This window comes from Micromonospora sp. CNZ296 (genome assembly GCF_007827635.1).
This window is the reverse complement of the sequence record NZ_VISW01000001.1, coordinates 518129-533692: the sequence shown is the minus strand read 5'-3', so window position 1 is coordinate 533692 and position 15564 is coordinate 518129. Positions and strand designations below refer to the sequence as shown.

Below are 15564 nucleotides of genomic sequence, written 5' to 3'. Positions count from 1 at the left end.
TGCGGCGGCCGCGGCGCGCCTTCCCCAGTGGACCGTCCGGCTGATGCCCCGCTGTCACACGGGCTGACTACAGTGGCGTAGTTTTCTGGATCAAGATCTTCGGGAAGGGCGAGCCGAGATGATGGGACCGTCCCACGCGCTCTCGGGCGCGGCGGCGTGGCTGACCGGCTCCTGGGCGATGGCCCAGTTCGCGGACTACCACCAGACACCGCTGGCCCTGGCGGTGGGCACCGCGGTCTGCGCCGGTGGGGCGCTCTTCCCCGACCTCGACCTGTCCGGGAAGGTCACCCGCAACCAGGGCGGCGCCACCGTGGCCCGCACGTTCGGTGTGGTCAGCCTCTTCGTCGCCGAGGTGATGGAGAAGATCTCGCTCGGCGTCTACTACGCCACCAAGCTCAGCAAGGATCCCCGCCGCAACAACGGGCACCGCACGCTGACCCACACCATCCCGTTCACCGTGCTCGTCGGCTGGGGCACCACCGCGCTCTGCGCCCACTACGGCAAGTGGGCGGTGGTCGGCATCCTCTTCTTCATGATCGGCCTGGCGCTGCGCGGGCTGTTCGACCAGTGGGCCGAGCGCGCCGGCTGGGTGGTGGTCACGCTGGTGTCCGCCGCCGCGGCCTGGTTCACGTTCGCCAACCTGCCCGGCGACCGGGGCTATCCGATGATCGGGCTCGCCGTCGGCGTGGGCTGTTTCGTGCACATCCTCGGCGACATGATCACCCGGGCCGGGGTGCCGATCCTGTGGCCCATCCCGATCAAACGCCGGATGTGGACGATGATCGGCCTGCCCAACAAGATCGCCCTGCGTACCGGCAGCAAGGCCGAGACGGTGGTGCTGCGCACCGCGATGACGATCCTGGCCGTGCTGGCCGCGGTGGGGCTGGTCGCCCCGTCGGTGCTGCAGCGCTTCGACATCCAGGTGTAGGTCAGCCCGCCTCGGCGCGTACCGGGCGGGCGGTGGCCGTCCGGCGCCGGATCAGGCAGGCGGTCCAGCCCACGCCGCGGGCGGTGAGCGCGTACGCCGCCGTCGGCGGGAGGACCAGCAGCGCGGCGATCCCGGCCACCAGCGGCACCCGGGCGCCGGGCACGTCCGTGGCGACCGCCACCGCGGCTGCGTACCCAGCGGCCAGCACGACCGCGACGAGCCCGGCGAACGCGAGCGCCGGACCGGTCCGCCGCCTGCCCGCCGCCTCACCGAGCGCGACGGCCGGCGCGAACAGCAGCGGCAGCGCGGCCACGCCGAGCAGCGCCGCGATCAGCACCAGCAGCGGCCCGGCCAGCGGGCCACCCGGGTCGGCGCCGGTGACCAGCGCGTACGCCAGCAGACCGAGGTAACCGGCGACCGCCTCCGCGACGACGACGAGCCAGGCCGCCGTGGCTCCGGCGAGATGACGAGCGACAGTGGTGCCCACGTTGTCCCCTCCCCCGTGCGGACGGCGCCCGTCCCATGGGAACGGTAGCGCCCGGGGTGGCAGCAGGAAGGGGCCACCCAGCATCACTCTGGGTAGGGAAGCAGGCATCGTCGATCACCCGGGCGGACGATCGACGACACGCTAATGCGCATTAGTGCCGAGGTTCGCCTACTGTCGCTCGCCCGGTCGGCCCTTGTCAAGATCCCCGCCCGAACAGCTGCCAGAGAGAGTCGAGCGCGGCTACTAATGCGCATTACTCCAGGGAGTTCATCGAACGGAAATCTTCCGGCCACCCCTTGACAGGACGCCGGGACAGCAGAGAGGCTCCATCCCGACCCGATCGCTAATACGCATTAGCGGAAGTGGAAGGACCGACGTGACCCCTCCCCCCAGGCGTGTCACCCAGCGTGACATCGCGCGAATGGCCGGCGTCAGCCAGGCGACCGTGTCGCTGGTGCTCAACAACCGCACCGACGCCGACGTCCGGATCGCGCCGGAGACACGGGACCGGGTGTTGCAGGTCATCGCCGAGACGGGGTACGCCGCCGACCCGGCCGCCCGCCGCCTCGCCTCCGGGTTCAACCGGATCATCGGCGTCTTCACCTACGAGCCGGCCTTCCCCAGCGGCAGCCGGGACTTCTTCCACCCGTTCCTGCTCGGCATCGAGGAGTACGCCGAACGGGTCGGCTGCGACCTGCTGCTGTTCACCAGCGCCCCGGTGGTGGACGGCCGGCGGCGCATCTTCCACCAGGACAACCGGCTGCGGCTGGCCGACGGATGCATCCTGCTCGGCCGGGAGATCGACGGCGCGGAGCTGCTCCGGCTCAACCGCGACGGGTTCCCCTACGTCGCCGTCGGGCGCCGCGACGACGCCGGCGGGCCGGTGCCCTACGTCGGCGCCGACTACGCCAGCGCGGTCCACCGGCTGGCGGAGCGGGCGCTGGACCTGGGGCACCGGCGCCTGACGTACGTGGGCATGGGCACCGCGGCCGAGTCCTCGCACGACCGGCGCAGCGGTTTCCACGCCGGCGCGGCCGGCGCGGAGAGCGCCCGCCAGATCACCGCGACGGCGGAGACCGCCGACGCCACAGTGGACGACCTGCGGGCCGACGGCAGCACCGTCGCCTTCGTGGAGGACTTCGCCACCGCTGTCGCGCTGGAGTCGGCCGCCCGCCGCAAGGGACTGACGGTGCCCGGTGGCCTGTCCGTCGTGACACTCGGCGACCCGACCGTCCCGGTGCCCACCGACATCACGTTCACCGGGTTCCGCATCCCGCGCGAGGAGATGGGCCGCCAGGCCGTCGAGGTGCTGACCGGCGTCATCGACGGCAGCGCCGGCGGCCTCCAGCAACGGCTCCTGCCCTGCGAACTCGTCGAGGGCGACACCCTCGGCGTCCCTGGATCGGCGGCCGACCGGCGCTGACACGCCCGGCCGCGCAACTGGAAGGAAGCAAGTGGTACTAATGCGTGCGGACGTCCTCGTCGTCGGGGGCGGACTGGGCGGTGTCGCCGCGGCGCTGGCCGCGGCCCGTGCCGGCCGGTCCGTCATCCTGACCGAGGAGTTCGACTGGCTCGGCGGGCAGCTCACCAGCCAGGCGGTCCCGCCGGACGAGCACTCCTGGATCGAGCAGTTCGGCGCCACCGCGAGCTACCGGGAGCTGCGCGACGGCATCCGCGACTACTACCGCCGCCACTACCCGCTGACCGAGCGGTCCCGGGCGTGGACCGACCTGAACCCGGGCGCCGGCTGGGTGAGCCGGCTCTGCCACGAGCCCCGCGTCGCGGTCGCCGTCCTGGAGCAGATGCTCGCGCCGTACCGGGGGTCCGGGCGGCTGACGGTGCTGCAGCCGTACCGGCCGGTCGCGGCCGAGACAGACGGCGACCGGGTCACCGGCGTGACGCTCGCCCACCGGGACCGCGACGAGCGGATCGAGGTGGAGGCGCCGTACGTCCTGGACGCCACCGAGACCGGTGAGCTGCTGCCGCTGACCGGCACCGAGTACGTGACCGGGTTCGAGTCGCAGGCGCAGACCGGTGAGCCGAGCGCGCCCGCCGAGGCGCAGCCGCTGAACATGCAGGCGGTGTCCGTCTGCTTCGCGCTGGACCACGTCGACGGCGACCACACCATCGACCGTCCCGCCGGTTACGACTTCTGGCGCGACTACAAGCCGGACTTCTGGGGCGACCGGCTGCTGTCCTGGCGGTCGCCGCACCCGCGCACGCTGGAGATCGTGGAGCGCAGCTTCACGCCGAACCCGGACGACGACCCGCTGGGCGTCAACGCCGACCAGCGGCTCAACCCGGGCGACGGCAACCTGTGGACGTTCCGGCGCATCGCGGCGCGGCGCAACTTCGTCGACGGCGCGTACGGCAGCGACATCACGCTCGTCAACTGGCCGATGATCGACTACTTCGAGGGCCCGGTCATCGACGTGCCGAACGCGTCCTGGCACCTGTCCCAGGCGCGCGAGCTGTCGTACTCCGTCCTGTACTGGCTGCAGACCGAGGCGCCCCGCCCCGACGGCGGCACCGGCTACCCGGGGCTGCGGCTGCGCGGCGACGTGACCGGCAGCCCCGACGGGCTGGCGCAGGCGCCCTACATCCGGGAGTCGCGCCGCATCCGCGCCGAGTACACGGTGGTCGAGCAGGACCTCTCCCTCGCGGTACGCGGCGAGCACGGCGCGGTGAGCTACCCCGACTCGGTCGGCGTCGGCATGTACCGCATCGACCTGCACCCGTCGACCGGCGGCGACAACTACATCGACGTCGGCTCCTGCCCGTTCGAGATCCCGCTCGGCGCGCTCATCCCGCAGCGGATGGAGAACCTGCTGCCGGCCGGCAAGAACATCGGCACCACGCACGTCACCAACGGCAGCTACCGACTGCACCCGGTCGAGTGGAACGTCGGTGAGGTCGCCGGCCTGCTGGCCGACTTCTGCCTTGCGCGGGGCGAGTCCCCGCGCGCGGTCCGCGGCACCCCCCGCCTGCTGGCCGAATTCACGGACCGCATCTCGGCCGCCGGCGTGGAATGCCGCTGGCCGCAGATCGCGGGCTACTGAACCCCCGGTGAGGAGAAGAAAGTGAGATACGGAAGACTGTCCGGCCTGGTCGCGGCGACCATGACCGGTGTGCTCGCCCTGACCGCCTGCGGCGGTGGCGGCGACGCCAAGGACGACGGTCCGGCGAGCCTGCGGATGACCGTCTGGTCGGCGAACGAGGCGCACCTCAAGCTGTTCAACGAGATCGCCGACGAGTACCGCAAGAACAACCCGGACGTCGCGGAGATCAAGTTCGACCCGCTGCCGTTCGAGAACTACACCACGACGCTGACCACGCAGATCGCCGGCGGCAACGCGCCGGACCTCGCGTGGATCTTCGAGAACTCGGCGCCGGACTTCGTCGCCTCCGGCGCGCTGCGCCCGCTCGACGACACGCTGAAGAAGGCCGACGGCTACCAGTACGACGACCTCTCCCCCGCCACGCTGAAGCTCTGGCGAAACGACGGGAAGCTCTTCGCGTACCCGTTCTCGACCTCGCCGTTCGGCGTGTTCGTCAACAACGACATGCTCAAGAAGGCCGGGCAGAAGACCCCGGCCGAGCTGATCGCGGCCGGGCAGTGGAACTGGGACACCGCGCTCGCCGCGGCCGGCGCCACAGCGGCGAAGTCGGGCAAGGCCGGGCTCGTGGTCCGCGACTTCGACTACAAGGGCTGGGACAACCTGGCCACGTTCTGGACCGGCTGGGGCGCCCAGGCGTGGAGCGAGGACGGCCGCAGCTGCGGGTTCAACAGCCCGGAGATGGTCGAGGCGATGACCACGCTGCACAAGGCGATCTTCACCGGCAAGGCGCTGCCCGGTCCGGGCACGACCGCCGACTTCTTCGCCGGTGACGCCGCCATGACCGTCACCCAGATCTCCCGCGCCTCGCTGCTGAAGGAGAACGGCTTCGACTGGGACCTGGTCCCGCTGCCGGCCGGCCCGAAGGGCCCGTACGCGGTGGTCGGCCAGGCCGGCATCGGCGTGATGAAGAAGAGCCCGCACGCCGAGCAGGCCGCCGACTTCCTGGCCTTCTTCACCAACCCCGCCAACTCGGCGAAGCTGGCCCAGTTCTTCCCGCCGCCGCGGCAGTCCCAGCTGACCGCCGAGACGCTGGCCAAGACGAACCCGAAGCTCAAGCCGGAACAGCTGCAGAAGGTCGTCATCGACGGCATCACCAACGGCACTGTCAAGCCCAGCCACTCCGGGCAGGCCGAGCTGAGCCAGCAGGTGCGCGCCGCGCTCGACCCGCTGTGGAAGGCGGACGCGGACGTCAAGGGCGTACTCGACGGCGTCTGCTCCAAGATCCAGCCGCTGCTGGCGAAGTAGGGCCGAGGATCATGACCCAGACGGACACCAGGGTGGGCCCGGCTGCTGCCGGGCCCGCCCCGGGCCGGGCCCGGCCGTTCTGGACCACCCGCCGCCGGGACCAGCTCACCGGATACCTGTTCATCACCCCGCAGCTGCTCGGCAGCGTGGTCTTCGTGATCCTGCCGCTGGTCCTCGTGGTCTGGTACAGCCTGCACGAGTGGAACGTGCTGGCCGGCAGCTTCGACTACATCGGCACCGACAACTACGCCGCGCTGGCCGACGACCCCAACCTGGGCCCGGTGCTGCGGTCGACCGGCCTGTTCTCGGTCGGCCTGGTCGTGTTCAACCTCGGCCTGGCGTTGCTGCTGGCCGTCCTGCTCAACCAGAAGCTGCGCGGGACCATCGTGTTCCGCACCCTGTTCTTCTCCCCCGTGGTGGTCTCGCTGGTCGCGTGGACCATCGTCTGGGGCTTCCTGCTGCAGGACAACGGCGGCATCAACGGCCTGCTCGACACCATCGGCGTCGACGGCCCCAACTGGCTGCGCGGCGAGGGCACGGCGATGCTGTCGGTGATCGTCGTGCAGGTGTTCAAGAACGTCGGCCTGAACATGGTGCTGTTCCTGGCCGCCCTGCAGGGCGTGCCGGCCGAGCTGTACGAGGCCGCCGAGGTCGACGGCGCGAGCCGGATGCGCCAGTTCTGGCGCATCACCGTGCCGCTGATCAGCCCCACGATCATGCTCACGTCGATCATCACGGTGGTCGGCTCGCTGCAGGTCTTCGCGCAGATCGCGGTGCTCACCCAGGGTGGGCCCGGCACCTCGACCACTGTGCTCGTCTACTACCTCTACCAGCAGGCCTTCCAGTTCCATCACTTCGGCTACGGCGCCACGCTGTCGATCCTGCTGTTCGTCATCGTGCTCGCGCTGACAGTGCTGCAGTGGCAGATGCGCAAGAGGTGGGTCTTCCATGAATCGTGACCTGTCCCGGCGGACCAAGCTGGTGCTCTACGGGGTGCTGATGGTCCTGGCCGTCCCGTTCGTGTTCCCCACCTGGTGGATGGTCACCTCGTCGCTGAAGCCGGTGGCGGACATCTTCTCCTTCCCGCCGCAGCTGCTGCCGACCGACCCGCGGCTGGACGCGTACCAGCGGGTGTTCGAACTGCAGCCGTTCGGGCAGCAGTACCTGAACAGCCTCTACATCGCGCTGCTGGTCACCGTCGGCACGCTGGCCGTGGCGTCGCTGGCCGGGTACGCGTTCGCGCGGATCCGGTTCCGGGGACAGAACGTGCTGTTCCTGGTCGTCCTCGCGGGCCTGCTCATCCCGAGCGAGGTGACGATCGTGCCGCTGTTCCAGATGTTCTTCAAGCTCGACCTGATCGACACCCACTGGCCGCTGATCCTCGTGCCGATCTTCGGGGCACCGAGCGTGCTGGCGACGTTCATCATGCGGCAGTTCTTCATCAGCCTCCCCGGTGAGCTGGAGGAGGCGGCGCGGGTCGACGGGCTGGGACGCTTCGCCACGTTCTGGAAGATCGCGCTGCCGCTGTCCCGGCCCGCGCTCGGCGCGGTGGCCATCTTCACGTTCCTGCACAGCTGGAACCTGTACCTGGAACCGATCGTGTTCCTCTCCTCGCCGGACAAGTTCACCCTGCCGCAGGCGCTCACCCAGTTCGTCGACGCGTACGGCGGTCCGATGTGGGACGTCCAGCTCGCGGCGGCGTCGATGACCGCGCTGCCGGTGCTGGCGGTGTTCGTCATCGCGCAGAAGCAGTTCGTCGAGGGCCTCGCGCACACCGGTCTGAAGGGATGACCGGTCCGGTCGTCGGGATCGACATCGGCGGCACCAAGACCGCCGCCGCCCTGGTCGGTCCCGGTGCGCGGGTGCTCGGCCGCCGCGAGGCGCCCACCCCCGCGCGCGGCGGGCCGGCCGCGGTGCTGGACACCGCCGCCGGCCTGGCCGCGGACCTGCTCGCCGCCGCCGGCCCCGGGCCGGTCGGGGTGGGCACCGCGGGCACCGTGGACCCGGCGACCGGCGTCATCCGGTACGCGACCGACAGCCTGCCCGGATGGGCCGGCACCCCGGTCGCGGACGAGCTGGCCGCGCGGCTGGGCCGGCCGGTGCGCGTCACCAACGACGTCGCCGCGGCGGCGCTCGGCGAGTGCTGGGCCGGCGCCGGACAGGGCCGGGGGCACGTGCTGCTGGCCGCCGTCGGCACCGGCCTGGGCGGCGCGATCGTCAACGACGGGCGGGTCGAGGGCGGCGCCCGGGGCGCGGCCGGCCAGCTCGGGCACCTGCCGGCACCGGGCGCACAGCGGCTGCGCTGCGGCTGCGGCCGGTACGGGCACCTGGAGGCGATCGCCTCCGGCACCGGCCTGGCCGCCGCGTACGCGCTCGCCGGCGGTGACCCGGTCACCGGCCGGGAGGTGGCGCGGCGCGCGGCGGCCGGTGACGCGACAGCCCGGCAGGTCGTCGACCGGGCCGGCGCCGCGCTCGGCGCGGCCCTGGCCGGGCTCGTCGCCCTGCTCGACCCGGACGCGGTGGTGGTCGCGGGCGGCGCCGCCGCCACAGTGCTTCCCGCCGCGACGGCCGCCTACCGGGCGGAGCTACCAGGCGGCTGGGCGCACGTGCCGCTGCTTTCCGCGGCGCTGGGCGCCGACGCGGTGGTGGTCGGCGCCGCCCGGCTCGCCACCGCACCGATCCACCACGACGGAGGAACAAGCACGTGAGTGTCCTGGACGAACTGGCCGGCGGGCTGGTCGTGTCCTGTCAGCCCCTGCCCGACGACCCGGACGACCCGATGCGCGACCCGTACGTCCAGGCCCGCGTGGCGGCCGCCGTGGTGCGCGGCGGCGCGGTGGCGGTCCGGGTCAACGGTCCCGACGACGTGCGGGCGGTACGCGCCGCCGTCGACGTGCCGGTGATCGGGTTGTACAAGCACGGCACGCAGGGCGTGTTCATCACCCCGACCGCCGGGCACGCGCTGGAGGCGGTGCGGGCCGGGTCGCACGTCGTCGCGGTGGACGCCACCGACCGCCGCCGGCCCGACGGGCGGACCTTCGCCGACACCGTCCGCGCGGTGCACGAGCAGAGCGACGCGCTGGTCCTGGCCGACGTCGCCACTGTGGCCGAGGGTGTCGCCGCCGTCGAGGCCGGCGCGGACGCGGTCGCCACCACGCTGTCCGGCTACACGCCGGCCGGCCCACCGATCGACGGGCCCGACCTCGGGCTCGTGGCGCAACTCGCCGCGCTGCTGCCCGTACCGGTGATCGCCGAAGGGCGCTACCGGACCACGGAGCAGATCAGCCGGGCCTTCGAGGCGGGCGCCCACGCGGTGGTGATGGGCAACGCCGTCACCTCACCGCTGTGGATCACCCGCCGGCTGGTTCCGGCCACCCCCCGGGCGGCGAGCGCGCCGGAGAAAAGGGAGCATCGATGAAGAGAAGAACCCTTCTTGCGGCCACCGGCGCGGCCGGCCTGGCCACAGTCGCCCTCGGCGGCCCCGCGTTCGCCCGGCCCGCCGGCCGGCGGCCGAGCGTGGCGCTGGTGCCGCTGGACGACCGGCCGGTCAACACGTACTGCGCGGAGATGACCGGTGCGAGCGCCGACGCCGAGGTGCTGCTGCCGCCGCGGAACCTGCTGGGCCGTTTCTTCACCCCCGGTGACGGCGCCGGCATCGCCCGCTGGCTCGACGGCACCGACGGCACCGACGGGTACGTGATCTCGGTGAGCATGCTCGCGTACGGAGGGCTGATCGCCTCGCGTACCGCCGCACCGGCCCTGGCCGACGCGTTGCGCAACCTGGAGGCGATCCGGCGGCTGCGCGCACGCCGGTCCGACGCGGTGATCGAGGTGCACGACACGATCCAGCGGCTCGCCATCACCAGCACCGGCACCGACCTGGACAACTACCGTGACCTGCTGGTCCAGTGGGCCAAGCTGTACGACCAGGTGGTCAACCTGGGCCAGGAGTCGCTGCGCGGCCAGCTCGACGCCGTGCGGGCGCGCATCCCGGACGCCGTGGTCGAGGACTACCTGGCCGCGCGGGCACGCAACCACCAGGTCAACCGGCTGATGGTGGAGTGGGTCGCGGACGGGACGATCAGCCACCTGGTGCTCTCCGAGGACGACACCGCGCCGGTCGGCCTGGCCCGCGCCGAGCGGGTCGAGCTGGAGGCGCTCGTGGCGCGGCTCGGCGTCGGCGACCGGGTGGAGATCTTCCCCGGCGCCGACGAGGTCAACGCGCTGCTCGTCGCGCGGGTCGTCGCCGCCGGCGCCACGCCCACCTACCGGGTGGAGTACGCCGGGGTGTCCGGCGAGGGCTGGACCGCAGCGCTGGAGGGCATCCCGTTCGCGGAGAACATCCGCCGGCACGTCACCTCGGTGGGCGGCCGGATGGTGACCGGCGACGCGGACATCGTCCTCGCGGTGAACACCCCCTCGGCGGCGGCCGGACAGCGGGCCGCCGACCTGGACGCCTTCGTCGGCCGCATCGGTGAGCTGCTGGCCGCCGGCACCCCGGTGATCGTGGTGGACCCGCTGATCGTCAACAAGGGCGACCACGACCTGGTGTCCCGGATGGAGGCCCGCCTGGACCTGCCGGCGCTGCTGTCGTACTCGGGATGGAACACCGGCGGCAACGCGCTCGGGCTGGCGCTCGCGCACGGCACCGCGCGGTGGGCGTACCTGCGCTCGTCCGGCAGCGGCTTCGGCGTGCCGGAGCTGCGCGGACCGGCCCAGGCGCACGCCGAGTACCTGCTCTACCGGTTCGTCAAGGACGACCCGTGGAAGAACGTGGTGCAGGTCGAGGCGTACGCGCACGCCCGCGCGCAGGGCTGGGATCCGCTGGCGCTGACCGCCGAGCAGAAGCGCTACTTCGACGGCTGGGTACGTGACCGGCTGGTACCGCTGACCGAACGGTACTTCGCCGACCACTTCGCCGGGCGCGAGCTGGTGCTCGGGGTACGCGGACGCAGGACGTTCACCGCGACGCTGGACCGGGTCACCGCGGTGCGGGTCGAGCTGCCGTGGGACCGGCTGTTCGAGGTCACGCTGGAGCCGAGCCTGCGACTGCGCTGATCGGTGCGGGTGCGGTCCCCCGGGGCCGCACCCGCCTCAGCGGGGCGTCAGGAGGCAGAACTCGGTGCCGTCCGGGTCGGCCAGCACCACGTCGTCAGCGGTGTGTTCTCCCGTACCGACCCGGGCCGCGCCGAGCGCCAGCAGCCGGTCGACCTCCGCGTCCCGGTCACCGTCCGCGACCAGATCCAGGTGTACGCGGTCCCGCCCGCCGCTGGGCATCAGCGGCGGGCCGCTCCAGGTGACCTTCGCGCCCCCGCGCGGCGACTGGATCGCTGTCTCCTCGTCCTGGTCCCAGACCAGCGGCCAGCCCAGCGCCTCGCTCCAGAAGAGGCCTGCCGCCCGGGTGCCGTCGCAGTTGACAGCGCCGACCGGGCCGCAGCCGGCGAGGAAGTTGTTGCCCGCCTCGATGACGCAGAACTCGTTGCCCTCCGGGTCGGCGAGCACCACCTGGTCGTCGTCCGGCCCCTGGCCGATGTCGATGTGCTGCCCGCCCAGCGTCAGCGCCCGGTCGACGGTGTCCCGCTGGGCCTGCGGCGAGGCGCTGGTCAGGTCGAAGTGGATCCGGTTCTGCACTGTCTTCGGCGCAGTGCTGGGCAGGAACCGGATGCGGAAGTCGCTGTGGGCGTCGCCGCCCAGCGCCACGCCTTCGCGCGGGTCGTCGAGGATCTCCCGGCCGAGCACCCCGGACCAGAACCGCGCGAGCCGCCGTGGGTCGCCCGCGTCGAGGCTGACCGCGTAGAGGTGAACCGCCATCCGCCCGTCTCCGATCCGCCGCCGTCGTCGGCGGCAGGTCAGGAGCGTAGGCCGGGCGGCCCGGCCGCGCAGCCGGATTTCCCCCGCTGTCGCGTTACTTCGCCGGGAGGGTGCGCGCGAAGCGGACGCCCCTGCCGACCCAGCGGGTCAGGTCCGGGTCGCGCTCGCAGGCATCGGGCGACACGGTGACCCAGCCCCGCATCTCCCGGCCCCGCATGACTGTCGCCTCGGCGCCGGGCTCGGCCAGCGCGCGCTCGGCCTCGGCCGGGTCGACCCGGACCATCAGGCCGCCCGCGCCGCGCACGACCACCGCCATGTTGCCGCGCAGCATCATCGCCAGGCCGCCGAACATGCGCCGCTCGGTGATGCCGGGCTCGTGCCCGAGGGCTTCCCGTACCCGGTTCGCCAGGTCCTCGTCGTAGGCCATGACGGCATCGTGGCATCCGGGTCCGACAGCGGGCGCGCCTCAGGCGCCCACGCGCTGTTCGGGGATGGACAGGCCGTACAGCGCCATCAGCTCCGGGCTGTCGATCCGGCTGCCGTCGGCCACCGCGTCGCAGGCGATGTCGACGATCTGGTCCTTGTGCGCCAGCAGGTACGGCCGCGCCCCCACGTCCGCGCTGGCCAGCGTGGCGATGCCGGACCAGTGCCGGCGGCCGAACAGCATCGGGTAGCCGCGCAGCCCGTCGTAGGTGGCGCAGACCAACACGTCCGGGTACGGCAGCGCGGTCACCCGGCGGACCGCCGCCGCGGTGAGCCCGGGCATGTCCACAGGCACCACGACGACCGCCTCGATGTCGTCGTCGGTGAGCGCGGCGAGCCCGGCCCGGATCGAGGAGCCCACCCCGGTGCCCCAGGCACGGTTGACCACCACAGTGGCGCCGCTCAGGTCGGTGGTCTGCCGCACCTGCTCGGCCGCCGCGCCCAGGACGACCACGACCTGTGCGCAGCCCGCCTCGGCCATCGTGTCGATCATCTGGCTGACCAGCGGCTTCTCGCCCTGGTGCAGCAGCGCTTCGGGTCCGCCGATGCGGCGGCCGCCACCGGCGGCGATGATCATTGCAGCGATCCGGTTCAGCGGTGCCCCCTCGATCAGGGGACGGACCGGGCACAGCCGCCCGGTCCGTCCCGTCGTACGCACACCGGGCCCAACGAGCGCGGCCGGGGGCGGGTAGCGGGGCAAAACGGAAAATTGCGTGACTATGCCGCGTCCGCGTAGCAGTCCACTGTCGACAGGTCGAGCGGGAACCGGACCGGGGTGTCGCCGAACAGCAGGCGGGTGGCCCGCGCGCCGGCGGCGGTGACCGCCTCGGCGACGGTTGCCGCCTGCCCGGCCGGGCAGTGCACCATCACCTCGTCGTGCTGGAAGAAGACCAGCTCCGCCTCCGTGCCGGCCAGCTCGGTGCGCAACGTGGCCAGCAGCGTGGAGGCCCACTCGGCAGCAGTGGCCTGGATGACGAAGTTGCGGGTGAAGCGCCCCCGCGAGCGGGCCGCCCGGGCCGACGGGCTGTGCGGATCGGCCCCGCCGTCGGGCATCGCCTCCTCCCCCTCGGCGAACCCCGCCGACCCGGGCGGGCAGGTACGCCCCAGCCAGGACCGGACCAGCCCGCCCGCCTCACCGGTGCGCGCCGCCGCCTCGACGTAGCCGAACGCGGTCGGATAGTTCTTCCGCAGCACCGCCAGGGCCGGCACGGCCGCCCCGCCGGTCTGCCCGTACATCGCCCCGAGCAGGGCGACCTTGGCCTTCGCCCGGTCACCGGCGAACGCGTCCCGGGCCAGCACGGCGTACAGGTCACCGGCGCCGCCAGCCGCCGCCAGCCGCTCGTCCTCGGAGACCGCCGCGAGCACGCGCGGTTCGAGCTGACCCGCGTCGGCGACCACGAACGTCCAGCCCGGGTCCGCCACCACTGCCTGCCGGATCACCTTCGGGATCTGCAACGCCCCGCCGCCCCGGGTCGCCCACCGGCCGGAGACCACGCCGCCCGGTACGTACTCCGGGTGGAACCGGCCGCCGGAGACCCAGGCGTCGCGCCAGGCCCAGCCGTGCGCCGTCCAGATCCGGTACAGCTCCTTGTATTCGAGGACCAGCGGCGCCGCCGGGTGCTCCACGCCGCGCAGCACCCAGGCGCGCGTGTTCGGCAGGTCCACGCCCGCGCGGGCGAACGCCCGCAACAGCTCCGCCGGCGAGTCGGCGTGCACCTGGCGTACGCCGAACGCGTCAGCGATCCGGGCCTGCAACTCGGCCAGCCGGCGCGGCGGCCCACCGACCGGGGACGGCTCGCCGAGCAGGTCGGCCAGGATGGCGTCGTGCACGTCGGCGCGCCAGGGCAGCCCGGCCGCGCCCATCTCGGCGGCCACCAGCGCGCCCGCCGACTCGGCGGCCACCAGGAGCCGGAACCGGCCGGGGTGGGTAGTCGCGGCGATCCGGGCGAGCTGGTCGGCGTACACCCGGGTCAACGCCGTGATGCCCGGACCGGGCGGGCCCGACGGCGGCTCGAAGAGCGCGGCCTGGGCGTGGCCCGGCGGCTCCGGCGGGCGGGGCGCCGGGTCCGGCGGGACCGGCGCTCCGGTGACCCGGGCCCAGGCGGCTGGCAGCGCGCGGGGCTCGCCCCACCGGCCCGCGTGCCCGAGCAGCAGCGCCTCGGTCAGCTCGACGTCGTGGCAGCGGTCGAGCCGCACCCCGGCGCGCAGCAGCGCCGGGTAGACGCCCGCCCAGGCGGCCCAGACCCAGCGGGGGTGCCCGGCGGCCTCCCGGGCGGCCACGGCGGCGGCCAGGTCGGTGACCTCCTCGGCCGGGCCGGACGGGGTGCCGTCGGCGTGCAGCGGTTGCAGCACGCCGCCGCCCCGCTCGTCCGCCACCACCGCCACCAGCACGGACGCATTCTGCCCCCTCCCCCTGACACGCTCCGCGTGTAAGGAAGGGCCCCCTCTTAACGCCTGCGGTAGAGGAAGGGCCCCTTGTTAACGCTGCGCGTTAACAAGGGGCCCTTCCTTACACCCCGGAGGGCTATTTGCCGACGCCGGCGGTGAGGCCGGACTGCACCTGGCGCTGGAAGACGATGTACACGATCAGCACCGGAAGCATCGCCATGGTGACACCGGCGAAGAGTCCGCTCCAGTCGGACTTGTAGCCCTGGTTGACCGACAGCTCGATCAGACCCTGGGCGATCACCTGGTTCTTCGGCTCGCCGGACACCGACTGCATGAGCAGCGTCGGCAGGTACCACTGGTTCCACTGGCCGAGCACGTTGAAGATGCCGATGCTGATCAGGCCCGGCTTGGCCATCGGCAGCATCACGCTGAAGAACGTGCGGGTGTGCGAGGCCCCGTCGACCTGGGCCGCCTCGGCGATCGAGTCGGGCAGCGTCCGGAAGAACGAGTGCATGAAGAAGATCGTGAACGACAGCGACCAGGCCACGTAGACCAGGATCAGCATGAGGTGCTTGTTCGGGCCGAGCAGCGGGAGGCTCACCCCGGTGTTGTAGACGCCCTTGAACAGCGGCACAGCGGCCAGGTAGATCGGCAGCGTCAGCCCGGACAGGAACATCCAGTAGATCAGCCGGTTGCCGCGGAACTCGTAGCGCGCCAGGGCGTACGCGGCCATCGAGCCCAGCAGCATCGTCAGCGTCACGCTGAACACGAGCACGAGCAGCGTGTTCAGGAAGAAGCTGTCGATCCCGGCGGTCCAGGCGCGGGCGAAGTTGTCCCACTGCAGGGCGTCGGGGATCAGCGACAGCGGCTCGCGGATCACCTCGGAGTCGGTCTTGAGCGCCGACATCACCACCCACAGCAGCGGGTAGACCACCATGATCGCCCAGACCGCGAGGAACAGGTGCGAGAAGCCGTTGAAGATCCGGCCGCCGAAGCCGTTGCCGACGTCCTTCGCGCGCCGATCCGCCGGCGGCCGGTCCGGCGGCGCCGTGTCGGACCGGGCCGGGCCGGAGGTGTGGGTCACAGTGCTCATCGTCCAGACC

The 15564-nt window shown here is 72.6% G+C and carries 15 protein-coding genes; 9 read left to right on the top strand and 6 right to left on the bottom strand.

Annotation, left to right across the window (positions count from 1 at the left end):
• Positions 1–118 precede the first annotated feature (118 nt).
• Positions 119–928 carry a metal-dependent hydrolase gene (locus FB455_RS02440; protein WP_013287322.1) on the top strand — a complete coding sequence of 270 codons (810 nt, stop codon included), beginning with the start codon at positions 119–121 and terminating at the stop codon, positions 926–928.
• 1 nt (position 929) lies between these two features.
• Here the strand turns inward: FB455_RS02440 and FB455_RS02435 are convergent, their stop codons facing one another.
• Positions 930–1415: a hypothetical protein gene (locus FB455_RS02435; RefSeq protein WP_013287323.1), complete on the bottom strand. Its 486-nt coding sequence runs from the start codon at positions 1413–1415 to the stop codon at positions 930–932.
• Positions 1416–1791: 376 nt separating this feature from the next.
• Here FB455_RS02435 and FB455_RS02430 point away from each other — a divergent pair, with 376 nt between their 5' ends.
• The 8 genes from FB455_RS02430 to FB455_RS02395 are packed head-to-tail and all read left to right on the top strand — an operon-like array spanning position 1792 to position 10837.
• Positions 1792–2838: a LacI family DNA-binding transcriptional regulator gene (locus tag FB455_RS02430; protein ID WP_013287324.1), complete on the top strand. Its 1047-nt coding sequence runs from the start codon at positions 1792–1794 to the stop codon at positions 2836–2838.
• 40 nt (positions 2839–2878) lie between these two features.
• Entirely contained in the window at positions 2879–4474 is a 1596-nt protein-coding gene (locus FB455_RS02425; RefSeq protein WP_030272743.1) for an FAD-dependent oxidoreductase, read from the top strand.
• Between the two features lie 21 nt (positions 4475–4495).
• On the top strand, positions 4496–5779 hold the full coding sequence (locus FB455_RS02420) for an ABC transporter substrate-binding protein (RefSeq protein WP_013287326.1): 1284 nt from the start codon (positions 4496–4498) through the stop codon (positions 5777–5779).
• An 11-nt stretch (positions 5780–5790) separates the two neighbouring features.
• Complete coding sequence (locus tag FB455_RS02415) at positions 5791–6738, top strand: carbohydrate ABC transporter permease (RefSeq protein ID WP_013287327.1); 948 nt, start codon at positions 5791–5793, stop codon at positions 6736–6738.
• On the top strand, positions 6728–7570 hold the full coding sequence (locus FB455_RS02410) for a carbohydrate ABC transporter permease (RefSeq protein WP_013287328.1): 843 nt from the start codon (positions 6728–6730) through the stop codon (positions 7568–7570). Before FB455_RS02415 ends, FB455_RS02410 begins: the two co-directional genes overlap by 11 nt.
• The gene (locus tag FB455_RS02405) at positions 7567–8487 is read left to right on the top strand and encodes an ROK family protein (protein WP_013287329.1); all 921 of its coding nucleotides are present in this window, start codon (positions 7567–7569) and stop codon (positions 8485–8487) included. Before FB455_RS02410 ends, FB455_RS02405 begins: the two co-directional genes overlap by 4 nt.
• Positions 8484–9197 (top strand): putative N-acetylmannosamine-6-phosphate 2-epimerase, encoded by a 714-nt coding sequence (locus FB455_RS02400; RefSeq protein WP_145752022.1) that lies wholly within the window; start codon positions 8484–8486, stop codon positions 9195–9197. The genes FB455_RS02405 and FB455_RS02400 overlap by 4 nt, the downstream gene beginning before the upstream one ends.
• Positions 9194–10837: a DUF4127 family protein gene (locus FB455_RS02395; RefSeq protein WP_013287331.1), complete on the top strand. Its 1644-nt coding sequence runs from the start codon at positions 9194–9196 to the stop codon at positions 10835–10837. The genes FB455_RS02400 and FB455_RS02395 overlap by 4 nt, the downstream gene beginning before the upstream one ends.
• 36 nt (positions 10838–10873) lie before the next feature.
• Here FB455_RS02395 and FB455_RS02390 read toward each other — a convergent pair whose 3' ends face one another.
• The 5 genes from FB455_RS02390 to FB455_RS02370 form a co-directional block, all read right to left on the bottom strand.
• Positions 10874–11590, bottom strand: coding sequence for a VOC family protein (locus FB455_RS02390; protein WP_071098486.1), 717 nt, complete (start codon positions 11588–11590; stop codon positions 10874–10876).
• Positions 11591–11684: 94 nt separating this feature from the next.
• Positions 11685–12017 (bottom strand): TfoX/Sxy family protein, encoded by a 333-nt coding sequence (locus FB455_RS02385; RefSeq protein ID WP_013287333.1) that lies wholly within the window; start codon positions 12015–12017, stop codon positions 11685–11687.
• A gap of 39 nt (positions 12018–12056) precedes the next feature.
• Entirely contained in the window at positions 12057–12650 is a 594-nt protein-coding gene (locus FB455_RS02380) for a nucleotidyltransferase family protein (protein WP_013287334.1), read from the bottom strand.
• 140 nt (positions 12651–12790) lie between these two features.
• Positions 12791–14464 (bottom strand): bifunctional 3'-5' exonuclease/DNA polymerase, encoded by a 1674-nt coding sequence (locus FB455_RS02375; RefSeq protein ID WP_486481491.1) that lies wholly within the window; start codon positions 14462–14464, stop codon positions 12791–12793.
• A 133-nt stretch (positions 14465–14597) separates the two neighbouring features.
• Positions 14598–15554: a carbohydrate ABC transporter permease gene (locus FB455_RS02370; protein ID WP_013475962.1), complete on the bottom strand. Its 957-nt coding sequence runs from the start codon at positions 15552–15554 to the stop codon at positions 14598–14600.
• Positions 15555–15564: the final 10 nt, after the last annotated feature.